Origin of the sequence: Pseudomonas sp. TYF_14 (assembly GCF_043105275.1) — a bacterium.
GTDB classification, from domain to species: Bacteria; Pseudomonadota; Gammaproteobacteria; order Pseudomonadales; family Pseudomonadaceae; genus Aquipseudomonas; species Aquipseudomonas alloputida.
This window is the reverse complement of record NZ_JBICLK010000034.1, coordinates 54,878-79,750: the sequence shown is the minus strand read 5'-3', so window position 1 is coordinate 79,750 and position 24,873 is coordinate 54,878. Positions and strand designations below refer to the sequence as shown.

Genomic DNA, 24,873 nt, shown 5'->3' with positions numbered 1-24,873 from the left:
AGATAACCGCCAGCGTAAAGCATCCCACCACGAAAGCAACCAGACCAAAGCGGGGCTACCGGTCATTCTATCCAGGATTTGGCGCGGGCCACCTCCAGAAACGCCAGTACGTCCTCTTCGAGCCCCGGTACATCGGGGAAGCGTTGTGCCAGGCGGTCGATGACCGTTGCCACGGTACTGTGGCCGTCCAGCAGCTCCAAGACCCAGCCGGCACTGGCATTGAGCTCGATGATGCCCCCGGCGTACAACAGCACGTGGCAAGCCTTCCGTGGCTCCCAGTCCAGGCGCAAGCCTCGCCCCAAGGCAAGGGCCTGCTGGCGATCAATCAGGTTCACAGGCGCATACTCCAGGAGGATCCGGCCACCGTGGCGATGGCCGGGCCGTCATCAACGGTTGGCGAAATACATCGTCACTTCGAAGCCAATGCGCAGGTCGGTATAGGCGGGTTTAGTCCACATAGGGCAAGTCCTCTTCTTGTGCCGGAGGATTCCGGTAGAAGCATTAATGCACGGGGGCGGACTGGACCGAATGCTACTTTGGAACGAGCTTGCGGGGTGCGTTGGTACGGGTAGGCCATGCATGTGCCGGCCCTTTTGCGGGCTCGCCCGCCCCCACAGGTTCTTCACCGGTTCTGGAACCAGCGGTGAACCTGTGGGAGCGGGCAAGCCCGCGAAGGCCGCGACGCGGTCTAGAAGAAGCCCAGCGGATTGATGTCGTAGCTCACCAGCAGGTTCTTGGTCTGCTGATAATGGTCAAGCATCATCTTGTGGGTCTCACGGCCAACACCGGACTTCTTGTACCCCCCGAACGCCGCATGCGCCGGGTACAGGTGGTAGCAGTTGGTCCACACTCGCCCGGCCTTGATCCCGCGGCCCATGCGGTAAGCGCGGTTGATGTCGCGGGTCCACAGGCCGGCGCCCAGGCCGAATTCACTGTCGTTGGCGATCGCCAGCGCTTCGGCTTCGTCCTTGAAGGTGGTCACGCCCACCACTGGCCCGAAGATTTCTTCCTGGAACACGCGCATCTTGTTGTTGCCCTTGAGCAGGGTTGGCTGAATGTAGTAACCGCTGGCCAGGTCACCCTGCAGCCGCTCGGCACCACCGCCGGTGAGCAGCTGCGCGCCCTCCTCCCGGGCAATCTCCAGGTACGAAAGGATCTTGTCGTACTGTTGCTCGGACGCCTGAGCACCCACCATGGTTTCGGTATCCAGCGGGTTGCCGCGGGTGATCTTGGCGATCTTCTTCATCACCTCGGCCATGAACGGTTCGTAGATCGACTCCTGGATCAGCGCCCGTGACGGGCAGGTGCACACCTCGCCCTGGTTGAAGAACGCCAGCACCAGGCCTTCGGCAGCCTTCTCGATGAACGCCGGCTCGGCCTGCATGATGTCTTCGAAGAAAATGTTCGGCGACTTGCCACCCAGTTCGACGGTGGACGGGATGATGTTCTCGGCCGCGCACTTCATGATGTGCGAGCCCACCGGGGTGGACCCGGTGAACGCGATCTTGGCAATGCGCTTGCTGGTGGCCAGCGCCTCACCGGCCTCACGGCCAAAGCCCTGGACGATGTTCAGTACGCCTGCCGGCAACAGGTCGGCGATCAGTTCGGCAAAGACGGTAATCGACAGCGGCGTCTGCTCCGCGGGCTTGAGCACCACGCAGTTGCCAGCGGCCAAGGCCGGGGCGAGCTTCCAGGCGGCCATCAGCAGCGGGAAGTTCCACGGGATGATCTGCCCCACCACACCCAGCGGCTCGTGAATGTGATAAGCCACGGTGCCTTCGTTGATCTCGCCTACGCCACCCTCCTGGGCGCGGATGCAACCGGCAAAATAGCGGAAGTGGTCCGCTGCCAGCGGCACGTCGGCATTCAAGGTTTCGCGTATGGCCTTGCCGTTGTCCCAGCTTTCGGTAACCGCCAGCACTTCCAGGTTCTGTTCGATGCGGTCGGCAATTTTCAGCAGTACCCGCGCACGGTCTTGCACCGAGGTCTTGCCCCAGGCTTCGGCGGCGGCATGCGCGGCGTCCAGGGCGCGCTCGACGTCCTGGGCCGTGGAGCGCGGGAATTCGGCAATCGGCTGGCCATTGACCGGCGAGCTGTTGGTGAAGTACTGGCCAGCCAACGGCTGCACGAACTCGCCACCGATGAAGTTGCCATAACGGGGTTTGAAGGATACGACGGCGCCTGGAGTTCCGGGTTGTGCGTAGATCATGCTGAGCCTCTGCGGGTCGGTGCCTGTCCCACGACAGGCGATGCACCGATGGTAAGAAGCCCCGCGTGCCGGGCGAATGCATCGTTGGCAGCGGGGCTCTCGTCATTTGGTAGTAGGGCCGCTTGCCACCGATCAGCGGCAGCAAGCGGCAGTAGGCAGGCGTTATGGCTTGACGCTTGCCGTTTGCTGCAACTGCTTGGGCAACTTGAAGGTCCAGAGCATGCCGCCCTGGTTGAAGTCCTTGACCCGTTTGGCCACTTCGCCGCCCCACAGCGGCACCGCGCCGCCCCAGCCGGAGACCACCGAAACGTATTGCTCGCCGTCCATTTCCCAGGTGACGGGCGAGCCGAGCACGCCCGAGCCGGTCTGGAATTCCCAGACCTTGTCGCCGGTCTTGGCGTTGAATGCCTGCAGGAAGCCCTCTGGCGTGCCCGTGAACACCAGGTTGCCCTTGGTGGTCAGCACACCGCCCCACAGCGGCGCATAGTTCTTGTGGCGCCACACTTCCTTGCCGCTGACCGGGTCGATGGCGCGCAGCACGCCGATGTAGTCTTCATTGAGCGGCTTGATGGTGAAGCCGGCACCGAGGAACGCCGCACCTTTCTTATAGGCGATGCCTTCGTTCCAGATGTCCATGCCCCACTCGTTGGACGGCACGTAGAACAGCCCTGTGTCCTTGTTGTAGGCCATCGGCATCCAGTTCTTGGCGCCGAGGAAGGCCGGCGCGACGAACACCGAGCTGCCCTTGGCCTCGCTGCCGGGTGCGCCCGGGCGGCTGGCGTCGTTGTAGATCGGCCGGCCGTCCTTGTCCAGGCCAGTGGCCCAGGTGATCTTGTCCACGAAGGGGAAGCCGCGGATGAACTTGCCGTTGGTGCGGTCGAGCACGTAGAAGAAACCGTTGCGGTCGGCCGTGGCGGCAGCCTTGACCTCCTTGCCGCCGTCCTTGTAGTTGAACGAGATCAGCTCGTTGACGCCGTCGAAGTCCCAGCCGTCATGCGGCGTGCTCTGGAAGTGCCACTTGATGGTGCCGTCGTCCGGGTTCAGTGCCAGGCGTGAGGAGGAGTACAGGTTGTCACCGGGGCGCAGGTGCGAGTTCCACGGCGCCGGGTTACCGGTACCAAACAGGATCAGGTTGGTTTCAGGGTCGTAGTAACCCCCCAGCCACGGCGCGGCGCCGCCGGTCTTCCACAGGTCGCCAGGCCAGGTCTTGCCCGCCTCACCGCCGGAAATACCGTTCTCGATCGCCTTGCCATCCTTGTACACATAGCCCATGTGCCCTTCCACGGTGGGGCGCATCCACAGCAACTCGCCGTTTTCCGGGTTGTAGGCCTGGATCTTGCCCACCACGCCGAACTCGCCGCCGGCAACGCCTGTGATCAGCTTGCCATTGACGATCATCGGCGCGGCGCTGATGGAGTAGCCTTCTTTGTGGTCGGCAACCTTCTTGCTCCAGACAACCTTGCCGGTGTCCTTGTTCAGGGCCACCAGCTTGGCGTCCAGCGTGCCGAAGAACACCAGGTTGCCGTACAGTGCGACGCCGCGGTTGATCACGTCGCAGCAAGGGCGGATGTCATCCGGCAGACGTGCATCGTATTGCCACAGTTTCTTGCCGGTGCGGGCATCCACGGCGAACACCCGCGAGTAGGAGCCGGTCAGGTACATCACCCCGTCCTTGATCAGCGGCTGGGCCTGCTGGCCGCGCTGCTTCTCCCCGCCGAAGGAGAACGCCCAGACCGGGCGCAGCTCCTTGACGTTATTGACATTGAGCAGGTCCAGCGGGCTGTAGCGCTGGCCCTGCACGCCCAGGCCATTGGTCACGATCTGCTGCGGGTTCTTCGGGTCCTGGAGGATTTCTTCATTGCTGACAGCGGCGTGAGCCGCGCCGGCAAGCAGCATGGCGCTGAGCACCAGGCTCACGGCGAACAAGGGGCGACGTGGGGATCGGGTCATGACGGCTACCTTTGGTTTTTTTGTTGTGCCCGGGAAAATTTCCCGGTGTGTCGGGAATTCTTGGTCCCGACCCGATTGCCAACAATTGCTCGCAGTGCGGAGTTTTCTAGTTCCTTGGTAGGGGCCTGAGCGATGGGTGGGCGGCGCGGGGGCTCACAGGCACCGTAAATGTCAGGGCAAGCGCTGTAACTGCTGGCGCTCGTAACGCGGGTACAGGTGGCTGACACTGCGGATAAGCTCATAACGCGTCAGGCTTATCCCGGCAAACCGTTCGGGAATGGGGCTGCGGATCATCTCGGCCATGTCGTCGCCGCGCGCCGCGCCATCGCGCATCAGGCCATCGAGCCAGCCCAGGTAGTCACGCATCTGCACGAACGGCTGCGCATCACTGGCCAACGGGCCATGCCCGGGTACAAGCTGTTTCCAGGGCAGTGCCTGCAGGGTATCCAGGTCCTTGAGCCACACGTGCAGCCCCGGGCTGTTGGGCGTGGTCAGGGCGCGTTGGTAGAACACCAGGTCGCCGGCGAACAGCACCCCGGTCTTTTCATCGAAAATCGCCAGGTCGGCACCCGTATGCCCGCCCAGCCCCAGCAACCTCAGGCGGTGCCCACCCACCTCATGCACGCCCGGCTGCAGCACCCGGGTCGGCAGCACCACCTCGGTACCGCGCATCCAGTCGCCGACCAGGCGATACATGTTCTCGGCCATGGCATCGCCTTGCTGGCGCAGCAGGTCGCGGGTGCCGGCCAGGGCACCGATCGGCACATCGGCAAAGGCCTGGTTGCCCAGCACATGGTCCGGATGATGATGGGTCAACAGCACTTCCACTACCGGCTTGTCGGTGAGGGTGGCAATTGCCTTGCGCAATGCCTCGCCATAGCCCTTCGACGGCCCGCTGTCGATCACCACCACACCGCTGTCGGTGACGATGAACGCGGTGTTGACCACATTGCCGCCATTGGCCTTGGCGAAATTGTCGGTGCTGCCTTCCAGCAACCAGGTGCCCTCGGCGATCTGCCGGGGTGTGAGCCGGTACGCCAGATCAGCCTGGGCCGGCAGCCCCAGGCACAGCAGCAACAGCAGGATCCAACGCATGACGGTGCCTCGGGTCAGGGTGAAATCAGACAACGCGCTCAGGGCAGCGCCGCCTCGAACTGGTTGCCGCTGTTGTCCCGCAACAGCAGCCGTGTTGGCCCGGGGCCCTGAATGTCAAAGCCCAGGTTGGGGTTTTCGCTGACCGCCGGGTACAGCTCCAGGCTGGCCAGGCGCTGGCCATCTGCGCCTTGCAACTCGGCATGGTTGAGAAAGAACTCAGGAATGCCGCTGACCAGGCCGTTATCCATGGGGTGGGCCACCTGCAGGCGCAGGCGGCTGCTGTCGCCACGCGGGTAGCGCCCGCCCAGCACCTCCCCGAGGTGCTCCTCCCAGCCGGGCTGGGTGCGCACCACGCTGGGTGCGGTACAACCGCCGCCGGCCGCATCGATCAGGGTCGAACCGACGTGCCACAGGCCATCGCGCGTCAGTACAGCGGCGCGCAGCGGTGTGGCCTGTTCGATGCGGATGCGGATCGACAACCAGGGCAACACGCGCTCACCGGGCTGAAAGTCGACGATGCGCGGCAGAGGGTTCAGCTCTGCCCAGGCGATAATCCGCACCACATCGCCCGTGAACGCCCGGGCGTCGATCTCCAGCGGTACCTGCCGTGCATCCTCGGCAAAGGGCGGCGCCAGAAGCTTCACACGGTCATCGAACACGAACGCCGCCTGCCCCAGCAACTGCTTGTGGTAGAAGTCCCACATCACGGAAGGCACCGGGTCTGTGTGGGTGCCTTGTGTCGCAGCCTGGGCGGCCCAGGGCATCCAGCAGGCCAGCAGGAAAGTTGCTCGCCAGTTCATGGCCACTCCTATTGATACATCTCCGGGACCTCGTAACGCAGGCCGTACGCGGCATACATCGCCTTGAGCCGGCCATCGCGAATCATCGCTTCCATGGCCTCCTCAACTGCATAGGCCAGCTGCCGGTTGCTTTCATGCACGGCCATGCCGATTTCCCAGGCCTGTTTGCCGAGGTTCGGGTAGGCGTTCTCTGCCAAGGCCAGTTGTGGGTCGGCGGCCTGGTGCAGCTGCCAGTCAACCTCGCCGCGCATCGCCATCACTGCGTCCACCTGGCCGGCCTGCATGGCAGCGAAAGCCTGCTGCACGCCGGGGTAATGGTGGGTCCTGGCGCTGAGCATGCCGTTGAACACCGATGTCAGGTAGAACGACGGCACGCTGTCCACCTCGACCCCGATAGGATGCTGCTGGAATACCGCGACACTGGCCACCGAGGCCAGTCGACGGCGATCGTAGGCCACCTGCCAACGCTCCTGCTGATAGGGGCCGAACATCACCACCTGGGCGTTTTCCAGCTCCCCCAGCTCGTTGCGCCGCTGCGCGTAGGCGCGATCGTAAGGCACCCGCATCATCAGGTCGGCCAATTGCTGATGACGCAGCGGGCTGCCACGCCAGATGTAGTCGCGCAGATCATCGTCGAGCTTTTCTCCGGGTGGCGCCCAGATCAGTTGCAGGCGTACCCCCAAGGCCGTGGCCAGGGCCTGCGCCAGCTCCACATCGACACCACGCGGCTGGCCGTGGTCCTGAAAACTGTAGGGGGCGAAATCCTTGTACACCGCCACCTTGAGCTCGCCGGCAGCGATGATCGCGTCATAGTTGCGCACCTGCGCCTGGGCCGCCGCGCACCACAGCAGCAGGCCACTCAACAGCACCGCCCACAGACGCATGGCCGTCACTCCTCGACGTGCACGCTGTCCAGGTAGGTGCGCACCGCCCACAGGGCTTCCTGGCTGAGGTAGTCGGCCATCTTCGGCATGTACACGCGGCCGTCGCGAACCGCGCCGTGGCGTACCCGCTCGACGAACCATTCATCGCCGGCATCACCCGCATCGAGCATGCGCAAGTCAGGCGCGATACCACCGGACTTGGCCTCCAGGCCATGACAGGCAGCGCAGTTCTGGTTGTAGGCCGAGGCGCCGATTTCCACGGCCTTGTCGTGCTCGGGCGAGCTGCGGTACGGGTTGACCGCGGCCCAGCCGTCGCCGTCCAGGCTCACGCCAGTGTCCTTGATCGGGGTCAGGCCCTTGGTCTCCACTGCCTGGGGCACCACGTTGCCATGGGCCCAGGCTGTACCGGTCAGCACGGCTGCGGCCAGCAACCCAGCAGCAAGCAACACATTGCATTTTGTTGTCATTGTTATGCCCTCACCATTGCACACAAAGCCTCAACCACAGAGGCCGTGCCGCCATCTTAGGAACAGCCCGCGGGCGGCCGAATGCTGCTTTGGTGGCCGGGCCTTAATCCCTTGGTAGTAGGGCTTGTGGCGAAGGGCCAATTGAGGTGCCGCGCGGGAATTATTCCCGGCAAGGGCGGGACTTTTTCCGTATCCCGCGATGGCCGCTGCGCCCCACCCTGTGCAGGCCAAAACCTCCACTGGGAACTGCAACCATGACAATAAGATCGCTACCCGCCCTTTCCCCGCTGGCCCTGAGCGTGCGCGTCCTGCTGATGGCCGGTAGCCTGGCCCTGGGCAATGTGGCAACAGCGGCCAGCACACCCGCTGCACCTGCCGGCAAGAACGTCACCTGGGAAGACATCGCCAATGACCACCTGACCACCCAGGACGTGCTGCAGTACGGCATGGGCACCAATGCCCAGCGCTGGAGCCCGCTGGCCCAGGTCAATGACAAGAACGTGTTCAAGCTGACCCCGGCCTGGTCCTACTCCTTCGGCGACGAGAAGCAGCGCGGCCAGGAATCCCAGGCCATCGTCAGCGATGGCGTGGTCTACGTCACCGGCTCGTACTCACGGGTATTCGCCCTCGATGCCAAGACCGGCAAACGCCTGTGGACCTACAACCACCGCCTGCCCGACAACATTCGTCCCTGCTGCGACGTGGTCAACCGCGGGGCGGCGATCTACGGCGACAAGATCTACTTTGGCACCCTCGATGCGCGTGTCATCGCCCTCGACAAGCGCACCGGCAAAGTGGTGTGGAACAAGAAGTTCGGCGACCACAGCGCCGGCTACACCATGACCGGTGCGCCAGTGCTGATCAAGGACAAGACCAGCGGCAAGGTGCTGTTGATCCACGGCAGCTCCGGCGATGAATTCGGCGTGGTCGGCCAGCTGTTCGCGCGCGACCCGGACACCGGTGAAGAAGTGTGGATGCGGCCCTTCGTGGAGGGCCACATGGGCCGCCTGAACGGCAAGGACAGCACCCCGACCGGTGACGTCAAGGCGCCGTCCTGGCCAGACGACCCTACCACCGAAACCGGCAAGGTCGAAGCCTGGAGCCACGGCGGCGGTGCCCCTTGGCAAAGCGCGAGCTTCGACCCCGAAACCAACACCATCATTGTCGGCGCTGGCAACCCCGGCCCTTGGAATACCTGGGCGCGCACGTCGAAGGACGGCAACCCGCATGACTTCGACAGCCTGTACACCTCCGGCCAGGTCGGCGTCGACCCGAGTACCGGCGAGGTCAAGTGGTTCTACCAGCACACCCCCAACGATGCCTGGGACTTCTCCGGCAACAACGAGCTGGTGCTGTTCGACTACAAGGACAAGAACGGCAACGTGGTCAAGGCCACCGCCCACGCCGACCGCAACGGCTTCTTCTATGTGGTCGACCGCAACAACGGCAAGCTGCAGAACGCCTTCCCCTTCGTCGACAACATCACCTGGGCCAGCCATATCGACCTGAAGACCGGCCGCCCGGTGGAAAACCCCGGCCAACGCCCGGCCAAGCCGCTGCCGGGTGAAACCAAGGGCAAGCCGGTGGAAGTCTCGCCACCGTTCCTGGGCGGCAAGAACTGGAACCCCATGGCCTACAGCCAGGACACCGGGCTGTTCTACATCCCCGGCAACCAGTGGAAAGAGGAATACTGGACCGAGGAAGTGAACTACAAGAAGGGCTCGGCTTATCTGGGCATGGGCTTCCGTATCAAGCGCATGTACGACGACCACGTCGGCACGTTGCGCGCCATGGACCCAACCACCGGCAAGCTGGTCTGGGAACACAAGGAGCACCTGCCGTTATGGGCCGGGGTGTTGGCGACCAAGGGCAACCTGGTGTTCACCGGCACGGGCGACGGCTTCTTCAAGGCCTTCGACGCCAAGACGGGCAAAGAGCTGTGGAAGTTCCAGACCGGCAGCGGCATCGTCTCGCCGCCCATCACCTGGGAGCAGGACGGCGAGCAGTACATCGGCGTGACCGTGGGGTACGGCGGTGCAGTACCGCTGTGGGGCGGCGACATGGCCGAGCTGACCAAACCGGTGGCTCAGGGTGGTTCGTTCTGGGTGTTCAAGATCCCGAGCTGGGACAACAAGACTGCACAACGTTGACCTGCAGCGGGGAGCGGCCTGCGCCACTCCCCGTTTCTGCCCTTCTCCCGTCCAGAGGCTTTTGCCATGAATTACCTGCCCTTGACCTTGCTGCTGGCGCTATCCCCTGCCCTGGCAGTGAACGCCGACGACGCCGGCACCGATACCCCCTTGACCATCAACGGCTGCGTGATTGCCGAAGCCAGCCAGTGCCCGGGGGCCAACCTGCGCGGCGCCAACCTGGCCAACCAGGACCTGCGCAAGATGAACCTGGCCGGTGCCGACCTGCGCGATGCCGACCTGCGTCATGCCCAGCTGGACCTCGCAAATCTGGAAAAAGCCCGCCTGCAAGGAGCCAACCTGACCCGCGCCAGCCTGCAACAGAGCAATCTGCGCCTGGCTGACCTGAGCAACAGCAGGCTGGTGGCCATTCAAGGCTGGGGCTTGTTCGCCCAAGGCGCACAGTTTGAAAAGGCGGACCTGCGCGCAGCCTATCTGCAGTTCGCCAGGCTGTCCGGGGCAAAGCTGCAGCAGGCCAACTTGCAGGCGGCGGACCTGGAGATGGCCTGGTTGAGCAAGGCTGACCTGCAAGAGGCCAACCTGGGGGATGCCAACCTGCAGGAGGCCAAGTTTGGCCAGAGCAACCTGGCACACGCCGATTTACGCGGGGCACGGCAGCATTACGGGAATTTTCAGGAGGCCAACATGGAGGGGTGCAAGGGGTGCCCTGAAACCTGGGACAAATGAGCGAAGGGTTCGCCGGGTAGGTTCAGCGCCTGGGAGATTGAGCGCCTGGGAGATCGAGCGCCCGGCTTTGCAGATTCAGCGCCTAGGAGATCGAGCGCCGCCCGCGCGGCGCATCGCGAGCAAGCTCGCTCCTACATTTGTTTCGGGCCAGTTATTCCTGTGGGATTTGCGCGCGAGCGCCTGGGTGCATGGCTCGACATTGCGGCGGACGAACAAGGCGGTCGCGCGCGCTGGCACAGACGATACTGGTCCGAAACAAATGTAGGAGCGAGCTTGCTCGCGATGCGCCGCGCGGGCGGCGCTCGATCTCCTAGGCGCTGAATCTGCAAAGCCAGGCGCTCGATCTCCCAGGCGCTGAATCTGCAAAGCCAGGCGCTTACCTCACCCCGCCACCCGCACCACCCCCAGATCAATCCCCAGATGCACCAGCTCGGCATGCGAGCTGACCTGCAACTTGCTCTTGAGCAAGGTCAGGTGGTTGGACACGGTCTTGGCACTGATACACAACTGCTCGGCAATCACCCGCGCCGGGGTTCCCTTGGCCAGCATCGTGAATATCTCCAGTTCGCGCTGGGTCATGCGCTGCAACCGGGGGTCACTGGTGCTTTGCTGTGACAGGCAAGCCAGCTGGGTGGCCAGGGGCTGCTCGATGTAGGCATGCCCGGCCAATACCCGCTGCACCGCCTCGATCAGCACCTCGGGCGCCGAGTTCTTGGTCAGGTAGCCCGAAGCCCCCGCATCCAACGCCTGGCGCACCAGCGGCAGCTCGTCGTGCATGCTGAAAAACAGCACCCGCAATTGCGGCAGGCGCTGGCGCAGGCGCCGGGTGGTTTCCAGGCCACTGATACCGGGCAGGCCAAAGTCCATGATCACCAGGTTGGGCACCTGCTCCTGTACCCTGACCAGCGCCTCTTCACCACTGGCGGCCTCACGCACCTGCACCAATGGCAGCACCGCCCGCAGCAAGCTGGCGTAGCCCTGGCGGACCACGGCGTGGTCATCGACCAACACGATATTCATCACACCTCCTGGGGAATGTTAAGGGCCAGCGCCCAGCCGCCTCCAGGGCGGCTGAAAATGCGTAACTCCCCCCCAAGGCTGCGGGCGCGCTCGGCCATCGAGTGCAGGCCTACCCCTGGGCGCTGGGGCTGGTGGGCGCCGCAGCCATTGTCGCGAATGAACAGGCGCAAGCCCTTGGGACTGCGCTGCAGGCGCACCCGCACCTGGCTGGCACCGGCATGCCGGGCGACGTTGGTCAACGCCTCCTGCAGCAAGCGGTACAAATGCGTTCTGCTCGGCCCAGGCAGCGCCGGCAAGTGCTCGCCAACCCGCAGCCGGCATTCGATGCCCTGGCTGGCCTGCCACTGGCTCACCAACAGCCCGAAGGCCTCGGCCAGCGGCATGTAGTGCAGCGCCACCGGATACAAGTTGTGCACCAGCGCGCGAAAACCTTGCTGCAGGCGCTCGCAGTTGAGTTCAAGGGCCTGCACCGTCTGCGTCACCATTTCCGGCTGTTCGGCCACCATACGCAGCAGGCATAGCTGGGCACGCATGCCTGCCAGGTATTGCCCAAGATCATCGTGCAGGGTCTGCGCCAGCTGTGTACGCTCCTGCTCCTGCACTGCCAGCAGCGCCTGGGTCAGCTGGGCATTGTCGGCCTGAGCCTGCTCCAGGGTTGCAGCCATGCGGTTGAAGTGTTTGGCCAACTGGCGCGCTTCCGGCAGGCCGGCCTCGCGCAGGCGTGCCGTCAATTGCCCGCCTGAGACCTGGTGCAAGGCCCCCAGCAGCTCATCCAGCAGGCCCATGGCCCGCCGTACCGCCCAGCGGATGGTCCACAAGCTCAGCAACAACGCCAGGCCACACACGCCAAGCAGTTGTTGCAGGGAGTCCCAGACTTCATCGATTTCATCCCGCGCATCCACGGCAATCAACACGCGACGGCCATCACTCAAGTCCAGCAGCCGGCTGCTGTGGTAGCGCTCGCCGAACAACTGGCGGCCGAGCCAGGCATCGATACCGGCCTCTTGCGGCAGCCTTGGCACCTCACCCGCTGCCAGCCAGTGCACCCGCACATGGCGCAGGCTCTTGGTCAAGCCGGGCTGCAGGTTTGCCGGGTCACGTTCGGCGGTGTCGCCCAGGTATGCCACCACGGCTTCGGCGGACTGCAACTCACGCTCGACGTCGGCCACCGCCTGGTGCAACAGCACCCCGGCACAAGCCAGCGTCACCAAGGCGAAGCATAACGTGACCCAGAGGTTGACTCGCCACAGGGCCGACAAGTTGACAAGGCGCACAAGCGGTTCTCCTCAGGCCGTTGTGGACCATCGTAAAACCACGGCCCCCGCACTGAATTACTACCTTGGTACCGGCCGAGCGCTACTTTCTGCATATTTCCCCCTCCCGGCGGGCTTCCTATGCTGGCGCCATCTGCCGTGGAGTGTGTTATGCGCCAGCCTGCCCACCTTGCCTTGACCTGCCTGCTGGCCTTGGCCGCAACGCTGGCTACGCCCCTGGCGCCCGCCGTTCAGGGCCAGGCCGCAGCCCCGCTGCACATACGCATCGGCTACCTGGGCTATCGCCCCGCCGCTGGCCCGCTGCTGTCCAACATCATCCCCGAACCTGGCGATGCCGGGCTCCAAGGTGCCGAACTGGCCATTGTCGACAGCAATAGCACCGGGCGCTTTCTGAAGCAGCAGTTTCAGCTGACCAGCGCCAATGTCGACAGTCCCGAGGCCCTGCTGCAAGCCGCCAGGGCCCAGCATGATCAAGGCCTGCGCGTGTTCGTGGTGAATGCCCCGGCTGCCAGCCTGCGTGCGCTTTCTGCCGCCCTGCCCGACAGCTTGTTGTTCAACGCCGGCAGCCCCGACGACAGCCTGCGCAGCAGCCAGTGCCTGGGCAATGTCCTGCATAGCCTGCCGAGCCGGGCCATGCTGGCCGACGCCTTGGCGCAGTTCCTGGTGCTGCGCAAATGGCAACGGGCATTGCTGGTGGTCGGCCAGACCCCGGACGATCAGGCGTACGCCGCTGCCCTGCGGCGGTCGGTGAAGCGCTTTGGCGTGCAACTGGTCGCGGAAAAAACCTGGACCTTCGACAACGACCAGCGCCGCAGCGCCCAGGCCGACATGCCGCTGTTCACCCAGACTGCCGAGTACGACGTGGTACTGGTGGCCGACGAACGCGGTGACTTCGGCGAGTACCTGCCCTACCAGACGTGGTATCCACGTCCGGTGGCCGGTACCCAGGGCCTGACCCCCACGGGCTGGCACAAGACGGTGGAAACCTTCGGGGCGGCGCAGTTGCAAAAACGCTTCGAGGCCCAGGCCGGGCGCTGGATGAATGACCGTGACTTCGCCGCCTGGATGGCTGTGCGCAGTGTCGCCAGTGCGGCCAGCAAGCTGCGCCTGGCCGAACCTCGCGCGCTGCAGCAACTGCTGCTCAGCGAGCAATTGCCGCTGGACGGTTTCAAGGGGCGCAAGCTCAGTTACCGCCCGTGGAACGGCGAACTGCGCCAGCCGATCCCGTTGGTTCAGCCCCGCGCCCTGGTCAGCACCTCGCCGCAGGAGGGCTTCCTGCATCCCTTCAACGAAATGGACAGCCTGGGCTATGACAAGCCCGAAGTGACGTGTAGCTACCCCTGACCCGACAACCACAACAATAAGGAATCCGCCATGCGCCGCCCCCTCTTCCACCGGGCCCTGCTTTACCCCAGCCTGCTGTCGGGCGCCCTGGCGCTGGCCAGCAGTCACACCATGGCTGCCACCGCCTGGGTCTCCAACGAGAAGGACAACAGCCTCAGCCTGATCGACCTGCAAACGCTGGAAGTCACCGAAACCCTGCCGGTGGGCCAGCGCCCGCGTGGCTTGCTGCTGTCACACGACAGCAAGCTGCTGTACATCTGCGCCAGCGATTCGGACCGGGTGCAGGTGATGGACGTGGCCACCCGCAAGATCATCAAGGAGTTGCCTTCCGGCAAGGACCCCGAGCAGTTCGCCCTGCACCCCAACGACCGCTGGCTGTATGTATCAAACGAGGACGATGCGCTGGTGACGGTGATCGACACCGTCACCGACAAGGTGCTCGGGCAGATCGAAGTCGGCATCGAACCCGAAGGCATGGCGGTCAGCCCCGACGGCAAGTGGGCGGTCAACACCAGCGAAACCACCAACATGCTGCACTGGATCGACACCAGCACCCAGACCCTGGCCGACAGCACGCTGGTCGACCAGCGCCCGCGCTTCGTCGAGTTCAGCAAAGACGGTTCGCGCCTGTGGGCCTCGGCAGAAATCGGCGGCACGGTGACCATACTCGACGTGACCACGCGCCAGGTGCTGAAAACCCTGAACTTCCAGATCAAGGGTGTGCACCCGGACAAAGTCCAGCCAGTGGGCATCAAGCTCAGCGCCGATGGCAAGTACGCCTTCGTCGCCTTGGGCCCGGCCAACCACGTGGCAGTGATCGATGCCAAGACCTTTGATGTGCTCGACTACTTGCTGGTCGGGCGGCGGGTCTGGCAGCTGGCATTCACCCCGGATCAGAGCCAGTTGCTGGCCACCAACGGTGTCAGCGGTGACGTTTCGGTCATCGATGCGAAGCAGCTCAAAGTGCTCAAGTCGGTGAAGGTCGGGCGCTACCCCTGGGGCGTGGTGGTGACACCATGAACGCCCTCGACGTCAGTGACGTGAGCTTTGCCTATGGCCAGCGCGAGGCACTCCGGCAGGTCGGTTTCAGCCTGGCACCCGGGCGCTTCGCCGCATTGCTGGGCCCCAATGGTGCCGGCAAGTCGACCTTGATCGCCCTGCTCACGCGCCTGTACGACCTGCAGCGTGGCGACATCCGCGTGTGCGGCTGCTCGCTACGCAACGCTGCACGTCCGGCCTTGCGCCAGCTGGGTGTGGTGTTTCAGCAAAGCACCCTGGACCTGGACCTGAGCGTTGAACAGAACCTGCGCTACCACGCCGCCTTGCATGGCCTGTCGCGGCGTCAGAGCCACCTGCGGGTCGAGGCCGAACTGGCCCGCCAAGGCCTTGGCGAACGCCGGCGCGATCGTGTGCGTGAGCTGAACATCGGCCATCGGCGGCGGGTGGAAATTGCCCGCGCGCTGCTGCATGAACCGCGCCTGCTGCTACTGGACGAAGCCAGCGTCGGCCTCGACCCGGCCAGCCGCCTGGCGCTTAACCAGCACCTGCGCCGGTTGTGCCGCGAGCAGCAGCTCAGTGTGTTGTGGGCCACTCACCTGCTGGACGAAGTGCAGCCCAGCGATGACCTGTTGATTCTGCATCAGGGGCGCCTGGTGGCCAGTGGCACCGCCGATGCGCTGAGCCTTGAGCACGGCGGTGACCTCGATCACGCCTTTGCCCGCCTGACCAACGCCCCCTCAGGAGCCAACGCCCGATGAACGCTTACTGGCAATGTTTCAACGGCATCATGCTGCGCGAATGGCTGCGCTTCGTGCTGCAGCGTACACGCCTGCTCAGCGCGCTGGTGCGCCCGCTGCTGTGGTTGCTGGTGTTCGCTGCCGGGTTTCGCGCAGCGCTGGGCATTGCCATCATCGAGCCCTACGACACCTACATCCCCTACGAGGTGTACATCATCCCCGGCCTGGCCTGCATGATTCTGCTGTTCAACGGCATGCAGGGCTCGCTGTCGATGGTCTACGACCGCGAGATGGGCAGCATGCGCGTGTTGCTGACCAGCCCGCTGCCACGCCCGTTCCTGCTGGGCAGCAAACTGCTGGCAACTTCATTGATTTCCCTGCTGCAAGTCTATGCCTTCCTCGCCATCGCCTGGTTATACGGGGTACAACCACCGGCAGCGGGCTTGCTGATGGCGCTGCCGGCATTGCTACTGGTGGCCTTCATGCTCAGTGCCCTGGGGCTATTGCTGTCGAACGCCATCCGCCAGCTGGAGAACTTCGCCGGGGTGATGAACTTCGTGATCTTCCCGCTGTTCTTCCTGTCGTCGGCGCTGTACCCGTTGTGGAAAATGCGCGAGGCCAGCCAGTGGTTGTACTGGCTGTGTGCTGTGAACCCGTTCACCCATGCCGTAGAGCTGGTGCGGTTTGCACTTTATGAGCGGCTGAACCTGCTGGCGCTGGCGGTGTGCCTGGGCTTGACCGCATTGTTCACCCTGCTGGCGATCCTCACCTTCAACCCCCAGCATGCAGCGCTGCGCAAGCCGCGCTGAAAACCTGGCGTGTAACGCGTGTGGGAGCGGCCCTTTCGCGACGCAAGGCCGCTCCCACAGGGATCGCGCCAGCTTTCAGAAATTGAGCAAGACAGTTGCTCCCTAGGGCGTCTCCCTGCCTTCAGGCGCCCGGCCATCTACTACTTTAGTACTGCATTTACTGTCTATCGTCGCATTCACAAAGCACCGCCACTGGCATGTAATGAGTCCATAACAAAAAGGACCCCCCCCATGCCACGTGCCCTGCCCCGGCTGCCACGCCCTTTGCTGGCGGTACTTTCGCTGAGCCTGACGCTAGGTATCGCCCAGGCTGACACGGCGCCGCTGTTTTCCGCCGACGGCTATCGCACCACGCACTATCGCAGCCCGACCCCGCAACAGGTCGAAGGCGGCCAAGTCGTCGACACCGCCACATTGCAAGGCCTGCTGGGCCAGACGCCCCGGCCGGTGCTGATCGACGTCTATCGCCGTCAATGGCTGCAAGGTCGCTTCATCGAAGACGAACCGCACAGCAACCTCCCCGGCAGCCTGTGGCTGGCCAACACCGGCGACGGCGAACTGAGCCCGGCATGGCAGGACTACTTCGTGCGTAACCTGCAAAAAGCCACGGCCGGGCACCTGGACCAACCACTGGTCTTTTACTGCCGCTCCGATTGCTGGTTAAGCTGGAACGCGGTAAAACGCGCGAAAGCCTTGGGCTATAACAACCTGTACTGGTACCGCGACGGCCTGGATGCCTGGCAGCAAGCCAACCTGCCATTGCAGCCGGCACAACCGGTGCCGTTTCCCTGAAGTGCCTGTGTATGCGTGCCCCGCTCCATCCAATAAAAACAAGGTGAAAAGGCCATGTACAAAATTCTGATTGCCGACGATCACCCCCTGTTTCGCGAAGCCATCCACAATGTCATCAGCGATGGTTTCCAGGGCAGCGAGGTCATGGAGACCGCCGACCTTGAAAGCGCCCTGGCCCTGACCCAGGCGCATGACGACCTCGACCTGATCCTGCTCGACCTGAACATGCCCGGCATGCACGGCCTCAATGGCCTGATCACCCTGCGCAACGAGGCGCCGACCACGCCGGTGGTCATCGTTTCGGCCGAGCAGGAAAAGCAGATCGTGCTGCAGGCCATTACCTACGGTGCCGTGGGCTTCATCACCAAGTCGTCGCCACGCTCACAGATGATCGAAGCGATCGAGCAGATCCTCAATGGCAATGTCTACCTGCCGCCAGACATCATCCGCGCGCAAAAAAGCAGTACCAGCCGGCGCCATAACGATGCCCCGAGCTTCCCGCCGGAAATGCTCCAGGCCCTGACCCGCAAGCAACTGCTGGTGCTCGAGCGCATGACCAAAGGTGAATCGAACAAGCAGATCGCCTACACGCTGGACATCGCCGAAACTACCGTCAAGGCCCACGTTTCGGCGATCTTGCGCAAACTCAATGTGCACAACCGGGTACAAGCCATTCTCAGTGCCGGCGATATCGATTTTGCTGATTATCTGCGCCGTTGACCTGTTCCGGCCGCCTCGCGGGTAAACCCGCGAAGCGGCCAACCGCTATGCCACGCCACTGGCCAGCAGATGGCTCATCGCCGTCTTGAGTTTCATCGGTCTTACGGGCTTGTGCATCAGCGTGTGACCCAGTTCGCGGATCTGCTGCTTGAGATCGTTGCTGTAGTTGGCCGTGATCATCAGCGCCGGTAGCGGCTGGGCGCGGCGGGCATTGATCCGCGCTACGGCGTCGACACCGTTGCAGTCGTTGTCCAGGTGGTAGTCGGCAATCAGCAGGTCGGCGTCAGCGTGGTAGTTGTCCACCTGACGCGCCAGGTCTTCCTCCGACAGCGCAGTCACCACACGGCAGCCCCAACCTTCCAGCAAAGTGCGCATGCCCGCGCAAATCGCCGCATCGTTATCCAGCACCCACACCCTCGCCCCGCGCAAGCGTTCGAGCATCGGCTCGCAGATAACCTGGCTCGGCTGGGCTTTGGGAGCAGTGGTGCTCAGCGGCACCTCGACAGCGAACACCGAGCCTTTGCCCAGCCATGAACGCACGCGGATCCGGTGGCCGAGGATGCCGGCGATCTTCTCCACGATTGCCAGGCCCAGACCCAGCCCACGGTCCTGGTCCGGGCGCTGCACATCACCCCGCTTGAACTCCAGGAACATGTCTTGCAGGTGTTCTTCGGCAATGCCGATGCCGCTGTCCCATACTTCAATCCGCACGCCACCGCGCAGGCGCCGACACCCCAGCACCACGCGCCCGCTGGGGGTGTAGCGGATAGCATTGCTGAGCAGGTTGCGCAGGATGCGTGCCAGCAGCTGGATGTCACTGCGCACGACGGCAGAACACCCCACAAAATGCAGCTCTAACCCTTCGCTACGCGCCATCTGGACGTATTCGGCAGCCAGGTTGTCCATCAGTTCGTGGAGGGCAAACGGGGCGACATCTGCCTTGATCACCCCGGCATCGAGTTTGGAAATATCCACCAGGGTACCCAACAGGTTTTCTACATCCTCCAGCGAATTGCTGACATTACGCACCAGGTGGGCAGCGTTTTGCGGCGCGTCGCGCTCGAGCAACGCGCTGGTGAACAGCCGCGCCGCGTTCAGCGGTTGCAGCAGGTCATGGCTGACCGCAGCAAGGAACTTGGTTTTCGACAGGTTGGCCTGCTCGGCCTCGCGCTTGGCCTCGCGCAGACGCGACTCGGCCTGGCTGCGCTCTTCGATTTCGCGCAGCAACTGGTCGTTGAGGCTGGTCAGTTCGGCAGTGCGCTCGCGCACCCGTTGCTCCAGGTGCTGATACGCCTGGTGCAACGCCTGTGCGGTGTTGCGGCGCTCGGTGATGTCGCGGATCAGCACGAAGATACCCACCACTTCGCCACTGGCCAGGCGGTTCGGTACGTAGGAACGCAGCATGTAGCGTTCCTGGCCGTTGATATTGGTCTCGGCGAACTCGAACGTCACGCTCTCCCCCGCCAGTGCCCGCGCCACATAGCCTTCCAGGCGCTGGTAGTGCTGCTCGCTGTGGGCCTCGCGCAGGCTCTGGCCCAGCATCACGCCATGCGGCCAGCAATACCACTCTTCGTAAACCTTGTTGGTGAATTCGTAGACCAGATCGGCGTTCAGGTAAGCGATCAGTGCCGGGACGTTGTCGGTAATCAGGCGAATCTGGTGCTGGTGGGCCGTCTCGGCCCGCTGCCGGGCCTCGCTGAGCAGGCGGTTGACGGCCTTGAGCTCGGCCATGGCCTGGTTCAACGCATCGGTGCGTTCGCGTACCTGCTCGGCCAGCACCACTGAATGCTGGAACGCGGCGTATGGGTCGTTGCCCCGGGTCACGCCCGACTCGATGCGCTCGATCAGTGCGTCATTGATACGCTGCAGCTTGTGGTTCTGATGCTGCAGCCGGGTCAGCTCGGCCTGCAGTTCAGCGACCGACAGGAGGCCGGTTGCGGGCAATGGCGACCCCGGTGAAGGTCTGGTTGATGTGCATGCCATTGAACTGTTCTCCGTAGGTGTTGAAGCCAATCACCCGTTGCTCGCGCAGGAACGCGCCGACCGGCTCCAGGCCGCGGTGGGCCTCCAGTTCCAGCCGCCGCAGGAAACAATCACAACCGATGGTCAGCAGCAGCGGTCCGAGACGCTGGTGCAGGCCATCGAACAGCTGGTGCAGGTTCGGCAGCAGCGGGCCCGGGGTCATGGCCGTGAGCACGATGCCGTTCTCCACCGCGCAGTAGAAGCTCAAGCTGAGGTCAGGATGCATTTGCTGGATCGCCCGCACGTAGTACTGATCATGAATGCGCACGGCCAGCGGGTGGGCGGCGAACACCCGGTGATCGAGCGCAGCCACGGGTACACCGATATGGCGGGCATATTCCTCGGCCGCCGGCTCGGCATTCAGTTCGAAAACCCGGCGCTGGGCACTGTCGGCACCGGTTACCACCAGCTTTTCCTGGCGCGGCAGGATGTGATGCGTCGTGAACACTTCAAAGTCGAGCCAGGTGTTGACCAGCACCACCACGGCTGCGCCGTTGTGGAATGCACCGCCGTAATACACATGGGTGCGGTTCAGGTAATTGTCGTCACCGGCCGAGCCGCCGAAGTGCGGGATATCCCCCAGGGCTGCGCTGAGTGCGGCAAGCACCATCTCCTCGCGGCTGGACAAGCCATCGAGCAGCGTGAGTGCAAAGCTGTGGCCCTTGATTGGCGCCAGGGTATTGCTGCGGCAGGTGCCGACCAGCCGCTCGACCATCTGCTGCGCGTCGATCAGGCTGAAGCGCTCCATTTCATCGATCAACGCGGTGGCGATCGAAAAGTGCCGGTGATCGAAGCCCACCGCCGTCACGCAATTGCGGCCGTAGCCCAGCGGGGTGATTTCACCGGCGCTGGTGCAGCCGACCAGGCGTATGCCGCCAAAGTCCTGTTCCAATGCTTCGCCCAAAGCCTGCAAGTCGTATTCGGCGGAGCAGAAGAACAGCACGAAACCCAGGTGCGGGTGCAGCAACTGCCGCGCCAGGTCCTGAGCGGCCAGCCGTGCGTCGGTAGCCTGAGACATGGCACTGACCACACCGTCGTTATGAGCCTGCTGCATCGTGGTCTCCGGCACGGGGTGGCTGAGTGATCAGTTTAAGGAGCGGGTGGTGGGTGACGAATGCTACTTGGGTAGCGGGTGGGCGGTTCCATGGGCGTAAAAGACCGTGTCATTCGGGGCCGCCTTGCGGCCCCGGCCGCTTACCAGGTCAACACCGCGCCCACCGCAAAGGTATCGGTGTCTTCGTTCTGCGCACTGGTGTCATGCCCGTCGATGGAAAACTGGTTGTACTCGGCCACCAGTTTCAGGTTGTCGTTGATGTCATGGAACAGCGCCACACCCCGGGTCTCGTAGTCCGCGCCGCTGCCAACCGCACCGTTGCCATCGTCCTTGGTCTTGCCATAGGACAGCGCCACGCGGTTCTTGCCGAACTTGTACGAGCCCTGCAGCAGGTAGCCATCACTGTCGACATTGCGCAAAACCGGTTCGCCGGCATTGTTGGTGAAGAACGGGTTGATGCCCTTGGCCTGGAACCCCGAGCCGGTCAGCGACCAGCCGCCCATCTTTGCCTGCACCCCGTAACCCACCCCCTTGGAAGTGATCGTTTCTACCGTGGAGTCAGTATTGTCCGAGGTCTGGTAACTGCCGTTGACCCAGCTGTAGATCTGCGCCCCACCCAGGTCGAACTGGTAGGTGATCTCGCTCTCGGTGCGTGGGTTTTCCTGGTAGGCCTTTCCGGTCGGGCTGCTGTCGTTGGTGTCCACCGGGTCCATGATGCCCACCGCCACCCGCAGGCCCTCCATCACGGGCGTACGGTAGGTGATCTGTGAGGTAGGGAACGGGTATGGGTAACCGCTGCCAATGTTGCCGAACGACACCCCGCCGCCGTCCACCAGCCCCAGGGTGTCGCTGACCTGGCCATAACCGGCCAGCAGTTCGTCGAGCAGGATGTTGGATCGGGCGAACAGCCCGAAGTCCTTGCCGATCAGCACCTCGCCCCACTCGGGGTTGGCCACCGTGCCATAGAACTGGCGCACGTCGATGGCGGTGTCGGTGCCGTTGGTTTCACTGTCGTTGATGGTTACCCAGAACGAGGCACGCGCGCCGAGTTTCAGGTCATCCACCTGCTTGCCCATGTTGAAGCCTAGGTAGTTGGGCAAGAAGCCCATCTTCACCCGCGACTGGCGGCGGTCAAACTGCTCGCCCTCACGGTCGACCTCGCTGTTGACGTAGAAGGCGTTGATATAGCCATCGGTGGAAAACGTCGTCTGGTCCTTGTCGTACAGCATGATCTCGGCTTCGGCGACGCTGCTCAGGCCAAGCGCAGAAAAGCTGGCGATGGCGGCTGCGAGAAAACGAGGCGGCAGGTGCTTATTGTTGTTGTGCATGGCGCGCTCCAAACGGGGACGGGATGTCGGAGGCGATTATCAGAAGTGGGCAAATTGCCAGAAACGCTGCTTTGGCGTGGGGTGGCGAGTGCTTTGGGGCGGGAGGGTACGGCCCGGTGATTTGGTCCCGGTACCTGCTTGGGTCCTGGTTCGAGACTTATGGCTCAGGCAGGAGTGGCAGGCGGGTATCAATACGATTGAATGAACCGGGGCCGCCTTGCGGCCCTTCGCGGGCTCGCCCGCGAAGGGCTGCAAAGCAGCCCCAATTACATTATCTGAGCGGAATCTCCTGGCTTCAGGAAGCCAGTGCCTGCGAACGCTGGCAAGCGGGCATTTCATAACGGTGCGGTTGCTGCCAGGCCAGCCGTGCCTGCACATCCACCACCGCGTCCTTCACCTTCTGCGCCCAGTGCTCATCCTTCGGGCACACCACCACCACGCGGAAACCGTGGTCGACACCTTCCAGGCGCACACCTTCGGAATCATCTACGTGCAGGTCAATATCAAAAGCCGAAGGCAGCTTGGAGGGAGCGTTTTCCAGCCCGCGCTGGGCCAGGATGTGCTGGTGCCGACCGCTGTTGACCACGCCATCGACATGAATGCCGTAAAGCATCAGCCACCGGCGGATGTAAGCCGGGGTACGCCCCGAGGAGGTGTAGATCCAGATGCTGCAGCCCTGGCGACGCAGGTCGCGGACCAGTTCGCGGGTGCCGCTGCGCAGGGGCTCACCCAGCCAGCGATGGACGAAACCCGGCAGCTTGCTGTCCTCGGCGGCGGCGTGTTCGGGCAGGCAGGCCAGCGTGTCGTCGATATCGAACGAAATGCGTACCTGGCCACGCTTGAGCTTGCGTTCGATGGCTTGCCGCCCTCGTGCGAACAGGGATGAACCTTGCATCAGCGGCTCCCCTCGCAGGCAGGCACGGGCGCGCCGTTCAGGAAGAACTTGCCGGGCTCAGGTGCTTTCGCTTCCAGGAAAGCGGCGTACTTTTTCTTGATCTTGGGGAGTTCGTACAAAGCCTTGACACCGTGTTTGGCGGAGTTGCGTATGACCGAGGACGGGTTGAAGTAACCCTCGGCGTTGTCCAGCGACAGCACGAATGGCGGCAACCCGGCACGCATCAGCAAATAGCTGACAATAAGCGAACCCGTGCGATTGTTGCCTTCGATGAACAGCTGCGGCTTGCTGAGAATCCGTACATACACACCCGCTGCCCGCTTCCAGATGGAATCGCTGCGGTACGCGCAGTACCAGTTGTACAAATCCTTGATGCCACCTTCCACGTTGTTGAAAAAGTGCGCTTCGGTTGCCGCAAGGTGCGGGGCGAATTCCAGGCGACGGGCCGGGTCGCTGCCGCATAGCACGGTGGCATTGATTTCCAGCATCAGGTTCAGCTGTTGCAGGTCGAACAGGTCGATACCGCGAGCGACATAGTCGTCAATCAGCGCATAGCCTTCAACCACATTCAGCAGCACCTCGTCGGTAAACGGGTCCCGCGGTTCGGTGAAATGCTGGCTGAGTTCGGCAAAACGGCCCTGCACCTCGCGCAGTGCGCGCTCTACCGCTGACAGATCAAGACGACGCGTCGCTCGCATTGGTAATCCCGGGTAACACTTTAACGAAAGGTAACGCGGCCGGGTGTTGCAACCTTCCTGGCTGCAACACCCGGCCACCCTGAGCTTGCATGGTTTAGCTGAACTTGCCGCTGATGTAATCGCTGGTCAGCTGCTCGCGCGGGTTCTGGAAAATCTGCGCGGTCGGGCCCATCTCGACCAGGTAGCCGGTGCGGGTGCCCTGGGAAATATCCACCGAGAAGAACGCGGTGGTGTCGGCCACACGAATCGCCTGCTGCATGTTATGGGTCACCAAGGCGATGGTGTAGTCCTTTTTCAGCTCGACCATCAGCTCCTCCACGCGGCGGGTGGCAATCGGGTCGAGTGCCGAACAGGGCTCGTCCAGCAACAGCACTTCCGGCTCGGTGGCGATGGCACGGGCGATGCACAGGCGCTGCTGCTGGCCACCGGACAGTGACAGCCCACTGACCTTGAGTTTGTCCTTCACTTCGTCCCACAACGCGGCGCCTTGCAAGGCGTGCTTCACGCGATCGCCCAAGTCGCCTTTGTAGCGGTTCAGGCGCAGGCCGAAGGCCACATTGTCGAAGATGCTCATCGAGAACGGGTTGGGCTGCTGGAACACCATGCCGATATAGCGGCGCACTACAACAGGGTCGACACCCTTGCCGTAGACATCCTGCCCAAGAAAGTGCACATGGCCTTCGAAGCGGAAGCCCTTCACCAGGTCATTCATACGGTTCAAGCTACGCAGCACGGTACTCTTGCCGCAGCCCGAAGGGCCGATGAAACCGGTGATCTCGTTTTTCCTGATCGGCACATGGCTGTCACGCACGGCCATGAAGTTACCGTAGAAAATCTTGTCGAGCTTGCAGTCCATGACGATGGGGGCTTCGCTGACCATGGGAGCGGCTCTTTGCGCAG

The 24,873-nt window shown here is 63.4% G+C and carries 24 protein-coding genes; 8 read left to right on the top strand and 16 right to left on the bottom strand.

Annotated elements, in window-relative coordinates:
- Positions 1-62 precede the first annotated feature (62 nt).
- The 8 genes from pqqD to pedF form a co-directional block, all read right to left on the bottom strand.
- On the bottom strand, positions 63-335 hold the full coding sequence (pqqD, locus tag ACF8O8_RS10865; RefSeq protein WP_014591381.1) for a pyrroloquinoline quinone biosynthesis peptide chaperone PqqD: 273 nt from the start codon (positions 333-335) through the stop codon (positions 63-65).
- A 51-nt stretch (positions 336-386) separates the two neighbouring features.
- Positions 387-458, bottom strand: a complete 72-nt coding sequence (gene pqqA / locus ACF8O8_RS10860) for a pyrroloquinoline quinone precursor peptide PqqA (protein ID WP_003243383.1) — start codon at positions 456-458, stop codon at positions 387-389.
- Between the two features lie 230 nt (positions 459-688).
- Positions 689-2,209 carry an aldehyde dehydrogenase family protein gene (locus ACF8O8_RS10855; protein ID WP_003254088.1) on the bottom strand — a complete coding sequence of 507 codons (1,521 nt, stop codon included), beginning with the start codon at positions 2,207-2,209 and terminating at the stop codon, positions 689-691.
- Positions 2,210-2,371: 162 nt separating this feature from the next.
- Positions 2,372-4,159: a PQQ-dependent alcohol dehydrogenase PedH gene (gene pedH / locus ACF8O8_RS10850; RefSeq protein WP_010953598.1), complete on the bottom strand. Its 1,788-nt coding sequence runs from the start codon at positions 4,157-4,159 to the stop codon at positions 2,372-2,374.
- Between the two features lie 171 nt (positions 4,160-4,330).
- Entirely contained in the window at positions 4,331-5,254 is a 924-nt protein-coding gene (locus tag ACF8O8_RS10845) for a quinoprotein relay system zinc metallohydrolase 1 (protein WP_392509664.1), read from the bottom strand.
- A 38-nt stretch (positions 5,255-5,292) separates the two neighbouring features.
- Positions 5,293-6,054 carry a quinoprotein dehydrogenase-associated SoxYZ-like carrier gene (locus ACF8O8_RS10840; protein ID WP_019436701.1) on the bottom strand — a complete coding sequence of 254 codons (762 nt, stop codon included), beginning with the start codon at positions 6,052-6,054 and terminating at the stop codon, positions 5,293-5,295.
- 8 nt (positions 6,055-6,062) lie between these two features.
- The gene (locus tag ACF8O8_RS10835; RefSeq protein ID WP_049586273.1) at positions 6,063-6,938 is read right to left on the bottom strand and encodes an ABC transporter substrate-binding protein; all 876 of its coding nucleotides are present in this window, start codon (positions 6,936-6,938) and stop codon (positions 6,063-6,065) included.
- Positions 6,939-6,943: 5 nt separating this feature from the next.
- On the bottom strand, positions 6,944-7,405 hold the full coding sequence (gene pedF, locus ACF8O8_RS10830; protein WP_010953594.1) for a cytochrome c-550 PedF: 462 nt from the start codon (positions 7,403-7,405) through the stop codon (positions 6,944-6,946).
- Positions 7,406-7,659: 254 nt separating this feature from the next.
- Here pedF and exaA point away from each other — a divergent pair, with 254 nt between their 5' ends.
- Together exaA and ACF8O8_RS10820 are read left to right on the top strand one after the other, a co-directional pair.
- Entirely contained in the window at positions 7,660-9,555 is a 1,896-nt protein-coding gene (gene exaA, locus ACF8O8_RS10825) for a quinoprotein ethanol dehydrogenase (protein ID WP_010953593.1), read from the top strand.
- A gap of 66 nt (positions 9,556-9,621) precedes the next feature.
- On the top strand, positions 9,622-10,281 hold the full coding sequence (locus ACF8O8_RS10820; RefSeq protein WP_010953592.1) for a pentapeptide repeat-containing protein: 660 nt from the start codon (positions 9,622-9,624) through the stop codon (positions 10,279-10,281).
- Between the two features lie 381 nt (positions 10,282-10,662).
- Here ACF8O8_RS10820 and ACF8O8_RS10815 read toward each other — a convergent pair whose 3' ends face one another.
- Positions 10,663-11,301, bottom strand: a complete 639-nt coding sequence (locus ACF8O8_RS10815; RefSeq protein ID WP_010953591.1) for a response regulator — start codon at positions 11,299-11,301, stop codon at positions 10,663-10,665.
- A complete protein-coding gene (locus ACF8O8_RS10810; RefSeq protein WP_010953590.1) occupies positions 11,301-12,575 on the bottom strand; it encodes a histidine kinase in 1,275 nt (424 codons plus the stop codon). The genes ACF8O8_RS10815 and ACF8O8_RS10810 overlap by 1 nt, the downstream gene beginning before the upstream one ends.
- Before the next feature lie 150 nt (positions 12,576-12,725).
- On the opposite strand from ACF8O8_RS10810, the gene ACF8O8_RS10805 reads away from it, so the two are divergent.
- The 6 genes from ACF8O8_RS10805 to ACF8O8_RS10780 all read left to right on the top strand — a co-directional run bounded on the left by ACF8O8_RS10805 (position 12,726) and on the right by ACF8O8_RS10780 (position 17,976).
- Complete coding sequence (locus ACF8O8_RS10805; RefSeq protein WP_350297706.1) at positions 12,726-13,919, top strand: ABC transporter substrate-binding protein; 1,194 nt, start codon at positions 12,726-12,728, stop codon at positions 13,917-13,919.
- A gap of 30 nt (positions 13,920-13,949) precedes the next feature.
- The gene (locus tag ACF8O8_RS10800) at positions 13,950-14,939 is read left to right on the top strand and encodes a YVTN family beta-propeller repeat protein (RefSeq protein ID WP_010953588.1); all 990 of its coding nucleotides are present in this window, start codon (positions 13,950-13,952) and stop codon (positions 14,937-14,939) included.
- Entirely contained in the window at positions 14,936-15,676 is a 741-nt protein-coding gene (locus ACF8O8_RS10795) for an ABC transporter ATP-binding protein (RefSeq protein WP_010953587.1), read from the top strand. Before ACF8O8_RS10800 ends, ACF8O8_RS10795 begins: the two co-directional genes overlap by 4 nt.
- Entirely contained in the window at positions 15,673-16,464 is a 792-nt protein-coding gene (locus tag ACF8O8_RS10790; RefSeq protein ID WP_010953586.1) for an ABC transporter permease, read from the top strand. Before ACF8O8_RS10795 ends, ACF8O8_RS10790 begins: the two co-directional genes overlap by 4 nt.
- Positions 16,465-16,695: 231 nt before the next feature.
- Positions 16,696-17,256 carry a PQQ-dependent catabolism-associated CXXCW motif protein gene (locus ACF8O8_RS10785; RefSeq protein ID WP_392509663.1) on the top strand — a complete coding sequence of 187 codons (561 nt, stop codon included), beginning with the start codon at positions 16,696-16,698 and terminating at the stop codon, positions 17,254-17,256.
- A gap of 54 nt (positions 17,257-17,310) precedes the next feature.
- Positions 17,311-17,976 (top strand): response regulator transcription factor, encoded by a 666-nt coding sequence (locus tag ACF8O8_RS10780; RefSeq protein ID WP_003254108.1) that lies wholly within the window; start codon positions 17,311-17,313, stop codon positions 17,974-17,976.
- Between the two features lie 45 nt (positions 17,977-18,021).
- Here ACF8O8_RS10780 and ACF8O8_RS10775 read toward each other — a convergent pair whose 3' ends face one another.
- The 6 genes from ACF8O8_RS10775 to pstB all read right to left on the bottom strand — a co-directional run bounded on the left by ACF8O8_RS10775 (position 18,022) and on the right by pstB (position 24,853).
- Positions 18,022-19,920, bottom strand: a complete 1,899-nt coding sequence (locus ACF8O8_RS10775; protein WP_392509662.1) for a NahK/ErcS family hybrid sensor histidine kinase/response regulator — start codon at positions 19,918-19,920, stop codon at positions 18,022-18,024.
- Positions 19,889-21,052, bottom strand: coding sequence for a nitric oxide-sensing protein NosP (gene nosP / locus ACF8O8_RS10770; protein WP_010953582.1), 1,164 nt, complete (start codon positions 21,050-21,052; stop codon positions 19,889-19,891). The genes ACF8O8_RS10775 and nosP overlap by 32 nt, the downstream gene beginning before the upstream one ends.
- Before the next feature lie 140 nt (positions 21,053-21,192).
- Positions 21,193-22,380, bottom strand: coding sequence for a porin (locus tag ACF8O8_RS10765; protein WP_010953581.1), 1,188 nt, complete (start codon positions 22,378-22,380; stop codon positions 21,193-21,195).
- A 295-nt stretch (positions 22,381-22,675) separates the two neighbouring features.
- The gene (locus ACF8O8_RS10760; protein ID WP_010953580.1) at positions 22,676-23,275 is read right to left on the bottom strand and encodes a hypothetical protein; all 600 of its coding nucleotides are present in this window, start codon (positions 23,273-23,275) and stop codon (positions 22,676-22,678) included.
- Complete coding sequence (locus ACF8O8_RS10755; RefSeq protein ID WP_060546581.1) at positions 23,275-23,973, bottom strand: hypothetical protein; 699 nt, start codon at positions 23,971-23,973, stop codon at positions 23,275-23,277. Before ACF8O8_RS10755 ends, ACF8O8_RS10760 begins: the two co-directional genes overlap by 1 nt.
- A gap of 94 nt (positions 23,974-24,067) precedes the next feature.
- Positions 24,068-24,853, bottom strand: coding sequence for a phosphate ABC transporter ATP-binding protein PstB (gene pstB, locus ACF8O8_RS10750; RefSeq protein ID WP_003254117.1), 786 nt, complete (start codon positions 24,851-24,853; stop codon positions 24,068-24,070).
- Positions 24,854-24,873: the final 20 nt, after the last annotated feature.